Source organism: Erwinia sp. B116 (assembly GCF_002865965.1).
Lineage (GTDB): Bacteria > Pseudomonadota > Gammaproteobacteria > Enterobacterales > Enterobacteriaceae > Erwinia.
The window spans coordinates 50954-61797 of record NZ_JRZZ01000021.1; the positions used below are offsets into that span (position 1 = coordinate 50954).

Here is a 10844-nt window from a genome sequence, read left to right on the forward strand (position 1 = left end):
ATCGTGGGTGTGATACCCGGATAAGGGAGAAATAATGAAGCAGGCATTTCGTGTAGCGCTGAGTTTTTTACTGCTGTTTGTCGCGGTTGCGCAGGCAGAAGTACGTATTGAGATTACTCAGGGTGTGAATACCGCACGTCCGATCGGCGTGGTGCCGTTCAAATGGGATGGTCCGGGTGCAGCCCCTGAAGATATTGGTGGCATCGTAGCCGCTGACCTGCGCAACAGCGGCAAATTCAACCCGCTGGACCGCTCGCGTCTGCCTCAGCAGCCGACCTCGGCGGCTGAGGTGCAGCCAGCGGCCTGGACCGCACTGGGTATCGACGCGGTCGTAGTCGGTCAGGTGCAGCCTGGCGCGGACGGCAGCTACCTCGTCTCTTACCAGCTGGTTGATACCGCCGGTAATCCGGGCACGGTACTGGCACAGAACCAGTTTAAGGTGACCAAACAGTGGTTACGTTATGCTGCGCACACCGCCAGTGACGAAAGCTTTGAGAAGCTGACCGGTATCAAAGGCGCGTTCCGTACCCGTATCGCTTACGTGGTGCAGACCAACGGCGGCCAGTTCCCGTATGAGCTGCGCGTGTCCGACTACGACGGCTACAACACCTTCGTGGTGCACCGTTCACCTGAGCCGCTGATGTCACCGGCCTGGTCTCCGGATGGCAGTAAAGTGGCCTACGTGACGTTTGAGAGCGGTAAATCAGCGCTGGTGATCCAGACGCTGGCCAACGGTGCTATCCGTCAGGTAGCTTCGTTCCCACGCCACAATGGCGCACCGGCCTTCTCACCGGACGGCAGCAAGCTGGCGTTTGCCCTGTCCAAGACCGGCAGCCTGAACATCTATGTGATGGATATCGGCTCCGGCCAGATCCGTCAGGTTACCGACGGCCGCTACAACAGCACCGAACCGACCTGGTACCCGGACAGCCAGAACCTGGCCTATACCTCTGACCAGGCCGGCCGTCCACAAATCTATAAAGTCAGCGCAGGCGGCGGCACGCCTCAGCGTATTACCTGGGAAGGTTCACAGAACCAGGACGCAGACGTCAGCTCTGATGGTAAATCTTTGGTGATGATTAGCACCAACGGCGGCGCTCAACACGTCGCACGACAGGATCTGGTAACGGGAGCCGTTCAACAATTAACGGACACGTTCCTGGATGAAACGCCAAGTCTGGCACCGAACGGCACCATGGTAATCTACAGCTCCACTCAGGGCATGGGTTCAATTCTGCAGTTAGTGTCAACCGACGGGCGTTTCAAAGCGCGTCTTCCGGCAACCGATGGACAGGTCAAATTTCCTGCCTGGTCGCCGTATCTGTGATGCATAAATAATTATGTATGGCAAACTATAATAGGAATTATGAAATGCAACTGAATAAAGTGCTGAAAGGCTTAATGCTGGCACTGCCAGTGATCGCAGTAGCTGCATGTAGCTCACACAAGAACAACAACAACGACCAGACTAACGGTCTTGGTGACGGTTCTAACAGCGGCCTGAACAGCGGCAACATGTCTTCTGACGAGCAGGCTCGCCTGCAGATGCAGGAACTGCAGAAAAACAACATCGTGTACTTCGGCCTGGACAAATATGAAATCCAGTCTGAATTCGCACAGATGCTGGACGCGCACGCAAACTTCCTGCGTAGCAACCCGTCTTACAAAGTCACTGTAGAAGGCCACGCGGATGAGCGCGGTACCCCTGAGTACAACATCGCCCTGGGCGAACGTCGTGCCAGCGCAGTGAAAATGTACCTGCAGGGTAAAGGCGTTTCTGCTGACCAGATCTCTATCGTTTCTTACGGTAAAGAGAAACCAGCCGTACTGGGCCACGACGAATCAGCGTATGCTAAAAACCGTCGTGCAGTACTGGTTTACTAAGAGAATCACATGATTAGTAGCTGCAGAACTCATCTCCTGAGTCTGTCGTTACTGATTGGCGTAGCGGCCCCCTGGGCCGCTAATGCCCAGGCAACAATCAGTAGCGTTGGCTCCGGCTCGGTCGAAGACCGCGTCACCACCCTTGAGCGTATCTCTAATGCTCAGGCTCAACTCCTCCAGCAGCTTCAGCAGCAGCTTTCCGAAACTCAGACCGATATCGACTCACTGCGCGGTCAGATCCAGGAAAACAACTACCAGCTGAACCAGGTGGTGGAGCGTCAGAAAAGTATTCTTCAGCAGATCGACGGTCTGAGCAGCGGCGGTGCCGCGGCCGGTGGACAGTCGGGAAACGCTGATGCCGCAGCAGCCGGTGCCGGTGCCGCCGCAGGGGATAACAGCACGTCCGGTAGCCAGCCTGCCGCCGCCGCTGCGCCAACCCAGAGTGGTGATGCCAATACCGACTACAACGCAGCGGTTGCGCTGGTGCTGGAGAAAAAACAGTACGATCAGGCAATCTCGGCTTTTCAGGCCTTTGTGAAGAAGTACCCGGATTCAACCTACCAGGCCAATGCTAACTACTGGCTGGGGCAGCTGAATTACAACAAAGGTAAAAAAGACGATGCGGCATTTTATTTTGCCACCGTAGTCAAAAATTACCCTAAATCACCGAAGAGCCCGGAAGCGCTGCTCAAGGTCGGGGTGATCATGCAGGAAAAGGGCGACAAGGCAAAAGCCAAAGCGGTCTACCAGCAGGTGGTAAAACTGTACCCAACCAGTGAAGCCGCAAAACAGGCGCAGAAACGCGCTGCCGGTCTGTAATTGCCGTTGTGTGACCAGTTTTCGTCTGAATTCTGGTCTTAACGCCTGAAAGTCAGGCAGTTGAACGATTTAACCTGAAATAGTGGTTGCGCTGAAAATTCAAATCAGTAATATATGCCGCCGTTGCAGGGGGATAAGTTCAACGCCAAAAGCAACAAAAAAGTGGGTCGTTAGCTCAGTTGGTAGAGCAGTTGACTTTTAATCAATTGGTCGCAGGTTCGAATCCTGCACGACCCACCAATTATGGAAATAGTACACGGTGTTTAACCGTGAAGGATGAGAACCGTAAAGGTTCGGGTCAAGCGAAAGCGAGACAACGTTGCCAGCGGCAACGGCCCGAAGGGCGAGGCGTCAGCCGAGTCATCCTGCACGACCCACCACTTCAGACAGCGTAGTAAAGGCAGTACCGCATTGCGGGTCGTTAGCTCAGTTGGTAGAGCAGTTGACTTTTAATCAATTGGTCGCAGGTTCGAATCCTGCACGACCCACCACTTCCGCTAAGGAAGTCCGCAATACGCAGCAGTAACGATATGGGTGATTAGCTCAGTTGGTAGAGCATCTCCTTTACACGGAGGGGGTCGGCGGTTCGAGCCCGTCATCCCCCACCATATCGGGTCGTTAGCTCAGTTGGTAGAGCAGTTGACTTTTAATCAATTGGTCGCAGGTTCGAATCCTGCACGACCCACCAATGTTAAGAAGGCGCCCTAAAGGCGCCTTTTTGCTATGCGTAAATCGGGCAGGGTGTGTCACCCTTTCCCCAGACTCTTCCAGATATGCATTACCGCATAGCTGCGCCACGGTCGCCACGCCTGAGAGCGCGCCTCCGCCTCTTTGGCCGTCAGCCCACCCAGATTGTTGCGTACCACGATGTCCCCCGCAGGAAAGGCGTCAGGCCAGCGTAGCGCGCGCATAGCAAGATACTGTGCCGTCCAGTCACCTATGCCCGGCAACTGCAGCAGCAGGGCTGTGGTGACGTCTGGCTGGCTGCCGGCATCCAGCTGCAGCTCTCCGCCGGCACAAGCCGCTGCCAGCGCCAGCAGGGTACGGCTGCGTGCGCTGATAATCCCGAGGCTGGCAATTTGATCAACCGTGCAGGTGGCGACGGTAGCGGCCTGTGGCGACAGCCGGGTCAGCTGCGGCAGCGGCGTGTCGATCGCTTCGCCAAACGCGCCGACAAAACGCCCACCCAGCGTGGTCGCCGCCTTCACGGTGATCTGCTGGCCGAGGATCGCCCGTACCGCCATCTCAAAGCCGTCAAATGCCCCCGGCACCCGTAAGCCCGGGTGCGCCTGCACGGCCGCCGCCAGCAGCGGATCCTGGCTCAGATGAGCGGCTATCAGGTCCGGGCGGGCGCTGAGGTCGAACAGATTGCGTAACCGCCGCAGCAGCGCCGGCAGCACCGGCGTCAGGGTATGGCTGAACGCCACGCTTAGCGCGGAGCTCTTCGGCGAGGCGGTCACGCGGATCCAGCCGCTACAGGCCCCCAGACGCACCGTACGGGCGTAACTGTCCGCATCCACGTACTCGACGCCCGCCAGCGCACGCAGCCGCAGGAAGTCGAGCATGGCCGTCCAGTCGTAAGGCGGGCGGTAACTCAACAGCAGCGTGGAGCTGTCGCCTGGCTGACCGCTCTGCGGCTTCGCGATCAGCGCCCGGCGCAGACGGCTGGGGGGCATGCGATACTGGCTGCTAAACGCGGCGTTAAAGCGGCGCAGGCTGCTGAACCCGCTGGCGAAGGCGATTTCGGTGATCGGCAGCGATGTCTCGCTTAACAGCTGCTTGGCTAGCAGCAGGCGGCGGGTCTGGCGCAGCTCCTGCGGGGAGACCCCGAGCTGTTGCTGGACGATACGCCGCAGCTGGCGCAGGCTGAGCTCGAACTGGGCGGCAATCGCCTCCAGCGAATCCACTTGCTCGGCCAGCCCTTCATCGATGCGCTGCATCAGCCGCTCCGCAATCATTGAACCGCGGTCGACCGGGGCATTACCCGGCGCCAGCTCGGGGCGGCAGCGCAGGCAGGGTCGGAAATGGGCTTTCTCGGCGGCTTCCGCGCTGGCAAAAAAGCGGCAGTTCTGCGCCTGTGGTGGCTTTACCGGGCAGACCGGGCGACAGTAGATGCCGGTGGAGGTCACGCCGACGTAGAACACGCCATCAAAACGTGCGTCGCGCGAGGTAAGCGCCAGATACGCGCTGGCCGGATCGATCATAGAAGGTGCCCCGTTAAGCTAAGGTAATCCACGTTAATCCGTTTGCGGTGCTGACACTGGCCGTTTGCGGACATCAGACTTATTTTATTATGCTGTCCGCAAACGGCCAGTGATGGCCGGGTAAAAGCGCATAATCACCGCGACGGCAGGTAAACCAGGAGAACCACGATGACCTACTCTTTCAACCTGATCGACTCCCCGGTCGGCGAACTCAAACTGGTGGCGACAGAGCGCGCGCTGGTGGCGGTGCTGTGGGAAAATGATGACCCGAAACGTAGCCGCTTTCTGCCGCAGACTGAAGACCGGCAGCATGCCATTCTGCTGGAGACCGAACGCCAGCTGCGGGAATACTTTGCCGGTGAACGGCAGCACTTTAGTCTGGCGCTGGACTTTGTCGGCACCGACTTTCAGAAACAGGTGTGGGCCGCGCTGCTCACCATCCCCTACGGCGAAACCCGCAGCTATGCGCAGATCGCACAGCAGATCGGCAACCCGAGCGCCGTGCGGGCCGTCGGGGCGGCGAATGGCCGCAATCCGATCTCGATCATCACTCCCTGCCACCGGGTGATCGGTGCTAACGGTAAACTGACCGGTTTCGCCGGTGGCCTTGACACTAAAGCCTTCCTGCTGCGCAGAGAAAGCGGCCAGCTGTGGGCGGAAGAGCCGCTTCAGCTGGCGCTCACAAAATCATAACATTCTGACGAGAAATCCAGCGACACTGGTCTCTTTTTCAGCTATCGTGTTTAGCATATAAAACAAACCAGCCGAATGAGTCACGCAACACGGCTTTTACGGCGAATTCGGTTAAGTTGAAGAAACGAGAGTTGTGATATGAGCCTGATGTTTAACCCTGATGATGCCATTTATCCTTTCCCGCCGAAACCCGCCCGACTCACCGCCGATGAGAAGGTGTTTTACCGTGAGAAAATCAAACGCCTGCTGAAAGAACGGAATGCGGTGCTGGTGGCCCATTACTACACCGACCCGGAGATTCAGGCGCTGGCAGAAGAGACCGGTGGCTGCGTTTCGGACTCGCTGGAGATGGCACGCTTCGGCAGCCAGCATTCGGCGTCAACGTTGCTGGTAGCCGGGGTGCGTTTTATGGGGGAAACGGCCAAAATCCTCAGCCCGGAAAAAACTATCCTGATGCCAACGCTGCAGGCGGAGTGTTCGCTGGATCTCGGCTGCCCGATTGAAGAATTCAGCGCCTTCTGCGATGCCCACCCGGACCGCACGGTGGTGGTCTACGCCAACACTTCGGCGGCGGTCAAAGCGCGCGCTGACTGGGTGGTCACCTCCAGTATTGCCGTTGAGTTGATTGAGCACCTCGACGGCCTCGGCGAGAAGATCATCTGGGCGCCGGATCGCCACCTTGGCCAGTACGTCACCCGCAAAAGCGGCGCGGACGTGCTGTGCTGGCAGGGGGCCTGTATCGTCCACGACGAGTTTAAAACCCAGGCGCTGCGGCAGATGAAGCACCTTTATCCCGAGGCGGCGGTGCTGGTCCACCCGGAGTCGCCGCAGGCGATTGTCGACCTGGCCGACGCGGTGGGGTCGACCAGCCAGCTGATCCAGGCCGCACAGCGGCTGCCGCAGCGGCAGATGATCGTCGCCACCGATCGCGGCATCTTCTATAAAATGCAGCAGGCCTGCCCGGATAAAGAGCTGCTTGAGGCCCCCACCGCGGGGGAAGGGGCGGCCTGCCGCAGCTGTGCCCACTGCCCGTGGATGGCGATGAACGGCCTGAAGGCGATTGCCGATGGGCTGGAACGGGGGGGCGCAGAGCATGAGATCCACGTCGAGGAGGCGCTGCGCCAGGCGGCATTGATCCCGCTGGATCGTATGCTAACCTTTGCAGCACAACTAAAACTTCGGGTAAAAGGCAACGCCTGACTGCCAACGCCCGCTACACAGGTGCCCAAATGGACTTTTTCAGCACGTCAAATATTCTGGTTCACATCCCTCTTGGTGCCGGTGGCTACGATCTGTCGTGGATCGAAGCCATCGGTACGCTTGCCGGCCTGCTCTGTATCTGGCTGGCCAGCCAGGAGAAGATTGCCAACTACGCCTTCGGGCTGCTCAACGTCACCCTGTTTGCGGTGATCTTCTTCCAGATCCAGCTCTACGCCAGCCTGCTGCTGCAGCTGTTCTTCTTTGTCGCCAACATTTACGGCTGGTACGCGTGGAGCCGTCAGACCAGCGATAATCAGCTGGTGCTGAAAATCCGCTGGCTGCCGCTGCCAAAAGCGCTGGGCTGGGGCGCTGCCTGTATCGTGGCCATCGCGCTGATGACGCGCTTTATCGATCCGGTATTTAGTTTCCTCACTCACACGGCGGTGATGCTGATGCAAGGGGTGGGTCTGAATGTCGTGATGCCGCAGCTCCAGCCTGATGCGTACCCGTTCTGGGATTCGTGCATGATGGTGCTGTCGATTGTGGCGATGATCCTGATGACGCGTAAATACGTTGAAAACTGGCTGCTGTGGCTGGTGGTAAACCTGATTAGCGTGGTGATTTTCGCCCGTCAGGGCGTCTACGCGATGGCGGTCGAATACGCGATCCTCACCCTGATCGCGCTGAACGGTGCCTGGCTCTGGATTAAGAGCGCACGCACCGCGCGTTAAACCGACAGCGCCCTCACCACCCTCACGGTGAACCGGTGCCTCAGCCCGGCCAATGCCGCGAGGGGGGTGAAAGCGGCCCTGCCCCTGCAGTGACCCCCGTTATCTGCGGCAGAGCTGGCCGGCTGTGAAGGGCAGAGGGCGATGCGGTGAATCAGTGATGATGCCCGTGTCCGCCACCACCGCCGGCAATCCACTGCATATCACAGCGTTCGCCCTCGCAGCGCTGATACTCCATCTGCACCGTGGCGTGCTCAATCTGGTAGTGCTGCTGCAGATGGCGGTGAATACGCGCCAGCAGCGCATCGTGGTCGTGCGGCGGGATCACCTGCACGTGCAGGGTAATCACCGGCTTCTCGCCTACCTGCCACAGGTGCACGTGATGTACGTTACGCACTTCCTGTATCTGAAGCGTCAGGGTGCGCTGCAGTTTCTCCACGTCGATCTCCTGCGGCGCGCCTTCCAGCAGCTCGTGGCTGCTCTCACGGATTAAGCGCCAGCCGCTGCGCAGCACCAGCAGAGAGACCAGCACCGACAGGATCGGGTCGGCGGGGGTCCAGCCGGTAAACAGAATAATCAGCGCAGCGGCAATCGCCCCGACCGATCCCAGCAGATCGCCCATTACGTGCAGCGCCGCCGCCCGCACGTTGAGGTTTTTCTCCGCGCTGCCGCGGTGCAGCAGCCAGAACGACAGCAGGTTAGCCAGCAGGCCGCCTGCGGCAATCACCAGCATCGCGCCGCCTGCCACCGGCTGTGGATGAGCAAATCGCTGCACGGCTTCCCAGACGATCAGTACGGTAATCACCAGCAGCGCCAGCGCATTGACAAAGGCAGCCAGCGTAGTCAGACGCAGCAGGCCGAAGGTATGGCGGCTATTCGGCTTCCGTCGCGCCAGCTGCAGGGCCAGCAGCGCCATCAGCAGTGCCGCTGCGTCGGTCAGCATATGTCCGGCGTCGGCCAGCAGCGCCAGCGAGCCGGAGAGCACGCCGCCGATGATTTCAGCCAGCATATATACGGCGGTAACGATAAAGGCGGCCAGCAGGCGCGAGCGGTTGCCGTCCGCTGCCTGATGTTGATGAGGGTCGGTGTGGCCAGAGTGGGAGTGTGCCATAAGAGTCCGCTGGTGTTGTCAGTCTGTAGCCTAATGATATCAATAAATTTCCACAGCGGAGGGCAGAATTGATCGCAATGCTTCTGTCACAGACGCAGGCTGTTATCAGCCAGCTCATGCAGAGTGAAAATCGTTTCCCTACCGGTTGACGGACAAAATGAATGGGTGAAGTGAATGGGCGTAATGGACGTGCAATTGGACGAACGAAATGGATGGAAAAAATGCACCGATGAAATAAATGGGCGCGGGAAGAGGGGGACTTATCGTGGTAAGGCGAAGTTACAGTAATGCGGGTTAACTGCCCGGGAAAGCGGCTGCTTTCCCGGGAAACTCACTGACGGCTTAGTGAGTCGTACCGTCAGTTTTGTGGTTGGCGTCGTCACCCACTTTATTATTGATGTCCGGACACTTACCGTCTTTACACTCGGTATTTTTGTGAACTTCAGTGGCGCTCATGTCGCTGCCGCCGGTGGTGCCGGTCGCCGGCGTGCCGCTGTCACCGGTGTTAATTTTACTGTTATCTACGCCATTCGGCTGCAGATGACTTTTGGCACCCGGCGCAACCGCGCCGGCATCGGCCGCCGCGTTGGCAGAGCCATTATTACTGCCGGAATCGGCGGCCATTGCCGCGCCACTGCCCAGGGTCATTGCTGCGGTAAGAAATACGATTGCGAACTTATTCATCGTTATACTCCATTAGTATTGAAGGTGGCCCGATTAAATCTGATAAAAAGATTCGAAAAGGATTTCTGCTGCTGACAAATAAAAACTCTAAAAAATAGACGATTGCCAATCATAAATGATGCAAATGCGTTCATTTAAAGAGCTAACGATTAAAAGTGTAGTAGAGGGGCACAGAAAATCAACGTCACCCAGGCAATGTCGGGGGAAAGACGATTTACAGCCCCCGGCACTCACGATAAATTGGCGGTGATATGCCCGACGTGCAGGAGGGCGATAAAATGAACTGGAATGATTATGACTTATCAGAACGATGACTTAAGAATCAAAGAGATAAAAGAGCTTTTACCCCCGGTTGCGCTGCTGGAAAAATTTCCCGCAACGGACAACGCGGCGCAGACGGTCTCCCTCGCCCGCCAGGCAATTTCCAATATTCTTAAAAAACAGGATGACCGCCTGCTGGTGGTGATTGGCCCGTGTTCGATTCACGACACCGTGGCGGCAAAAGAGTATGCACAGCGTCTGCTGACCCTGCGTCAGGAATTACAGGGTGACCTGGAAGTAGTAATGCGCGTCTACTTTGAAAAACCGCGTACCACCGTCGGCTGGAAAGGCCTGATTAACGACCCGCATATGGATGGCAGCTTCCGGATTAATGATGGGCTGCGCATCGCGCGTAAACTGCTGCTGGATATCAACGACAGCGGCCTGCCGGCGGCAGGCGAGTTCCTCGATATGATCACCCCGCAGTACGTGGCCGATCTGATGAGCTGGGGCGCAATTGGCGCGCGTACCACTGAGTCGCAGGTACACCGCGAACTCTCTTCCGGCCTCTCCTGCCCGGTGGGCTTTAAGAACGGCACCGACGGGACTATCAAGGTGGCGATCGACGCTATCGGTGCCGCCAGCGCGCCGCACTGCTTCCTGTCGGTCACCAAGTGGGGCCACTCGGCGATTGTCGAAACTAGCGGCAACGGCGACTGCCACATCATTCTGCGCGGCGGCAAAGAGCCGAACTACAGCGCCCATCACGTCAGTGCGGTGAAGACCGGGCTGGAGAAGGCCGGTTTGCCGACTCAGGTTATGATCGACTTCAGCCACGCTAACAGCAGCAAGCAGTTTAAAAAGCAGCTGGACGTCTCAACCGACGTGGCACAGCAGATTGCGACCGGTGATGACGCCATTATCGGGGTGATGATCGAAAGCCATCTGGTGGAAGGCAACCAGAACCTCGAGAGCGGCGAACCGCTGGTCTACGGCAAAAGCGTCACCGACGGCTGCATCGGCTGGGAAGACACCGAAAGCGTTCTGCGCCAGCTGGCGGCAGCGGTGCGGGCGCGCCGCGGCTGAACCCAGACGGCCGCGAAATGATATCGCGGCTAAGGCTAGCTGGTGCAGAAGGCTATATGCGACCCGGCTTGCGCCAACGGCACGGCTGAAAACGCCGCATTTCCGCCTGGAAAGTGGGTGACAGCGTCTGTCACCGGTGTTGAAGGCAATAAAAACCCGCCATACGGCGGGGTT

Annotated in this window: 10 protein-coding genes, 4 tRNA genes and 1 other RNA gene; 12 read left to right on the forward strand and 3 right to left on the reverse strand. The window is 58.3% G+C overall.

The window, feature by feature from the left end; all coding sequences use genetic code 11:
• Positions 1 to 34 precede the first annotated feature (34 nt).
• The 8 genes from tolB (at position 35) to NV64_RS14840 (ending at position 3391) form a co-directional block, all read left to right on the forward strand.
• Positions 35 to 1327, forward strand: coding sequence for a Tol-Pal system beta propeller repeat protein TolB (gene tolB / locus NV64_RS14805; protein ID WP_056239830.1), 1293 nt, complete (start codon positions 35 to 37; stop codon positions 1325 to 1327).
• Positions 1328 to 1371: 44 nt separating this feature from the next.
• Entirely contained in the window at positions 1372 to 1884 is a 513-nt protein-coding gene (pal, locus tag NV64_RS14810; RefSeq protein ID WP_056239827.1) for a peptidoglycan-associated lipoprotein Pal, read from the forward strand.
• A 9-nt stretch (positions 1885 to 1893) separates the two neighbouring features.
• Complete coding sequence (gene cpoB / locus NV64_RS14815; RefSeq protein WP_056239824.1) at positions 1894 to 2703, forward strand: cell division protein CpoB; 810 nt, start codon at positions 1894 to 1896, stop codon at positions 2701 to 2703.
• A 164-nt stretch (positions 2704 to 2867) separates the two neighbouring features.
• Positions 2868 to 2943 (forward strand) — tRNA-Lys (locus NV64_RS14820).
• Positions 2944 to 2958: 15 nt separating this feature from the next.
• Positions 2959 to 3083, forward strand: a non-coding RNA gene (locus tag NV64_RS14825) — RtT sRNA.
• 35 nt (positions 3084 to 3118) lie between these two features.
• Positions 3119 to 3194 (forward strand) — tRNA-Lys (locus NV64_RS14830).
• A gap of 41 nt (positions 3195 to 3235) precedes the next feature.
• A tRNA-Val gene (locus NV64_RS14835) sits at positions 3236 to 3311 on the forward strand.
• Positions 3312 to 3315: 4 nt separating this feature from the next.
• Positions 3316 to 3391: transfer RNA gene (locus NV64_RS14840), tRNA-Lys, on the forward strand.
• 58 nt (positions 3392 to 3449) lie between these two features.
• Here the strand turns inward: NV64_RS14840 and NV64_RS14845 are convergent.
• Complete coding sequence (locus NV64_RS14845) at positions 3450 to 4907, reverse strand: AlkA N-terminal domain-containing protein (RefSeq protein ID WP_101506202.1); 1458 nt, start codon at positions 4905 to 4907, stop codon at positions 3450 to 3452.
• A gap of 168 nt (positions 4908 to 5075) precedes the next feature.
• Here NV64_RS14845 and NV64_RS14850 point away from each other — a divergent pair, with 168 nt between their 5' ends.
• From NV64_RS14850 to pnuC, 3 genes are all read left to right on the forward strand, one after another.
• Positions 5076 to 5600: a methylated-DNA--[protein]-cysteine S-methyltransferase gene (locus NV64_RS14850; protein WP_101506203.1), complete on the forward strand. Its 525-nt coding sequence runs from the start codon at positions 5076 to 5078 to the stop codon at positions 5598 to 5600.
• A 138-nt stretch (positions 5601 to 5738) separates the two neighbouring features.
• The gene (gene nadA, locus NV64_RS14855; RefSeq protein ID WP_101506204.1) at positions 5739 to 6800 is read left to right on the forward strand and encodes a quinolinate synthase NadA; all 1062 of its coding nucleotides are present in this window, start codon (positions 5739 to 5741) and stop codon (positions 6798 to 6800) included.
• Positions 6801 to 6829: 29 nt separating this feature from the next.
• Positions 6830 to 7531, forward strand: a complete 702-nt coding sequence (gene pnuC, locus NV64_RS14860) for a nicotinamide riboside transporter PnuC (RefSeq protein WP_101506205.1) — start codon at positions 6830 to 6832, stop codon at positions 7529 to 7531.
• A 151-nt stretch (positions 7532 to 7682) separates the two neighbouring features.
• Here the strand turns inward: pnuC and zitB are convergent, their stop codons facing one another.
• Positions 7683 to 8639, reverse strand: coding sequence for a CDF family zinc transporter ZitB (zitB, locus tag NV64_RS14865; protein WP_101506206.1), 957 nt, complete (start codon positions 8637 to 8639; stop codon positions 7683 to 7685).
• Between the two features lie 342 nt (positions 8640 to 8981).
• Entirely contained in the window at positions 8982 to 9323 is a 342-nt protein-coding gene (locus NV64_RS14870; protein ID WP_101506207.1) for a protein YbgS, read from the reverse strand.
• A gap of 294 nt (positions 9324 to 9617) precedes the next feature.
• Between NV64_RS14870 and aroG the strand changes: the two genes are divergently transcribed.
• A complete protein-coding gene (gene aroG / locus NV64_RS14875) occupies positions 9618 to 10670 on the forward strand; it encodes a 3-deoxy-7-phosphoheptulonate synthase AroG (protein ID WP_101506219.1) in 1053 nt (350 codons plus the stop codon).
• The last annotated feature ends 174 nt before the right edge of the window (positions 10671 to 10844 follow it).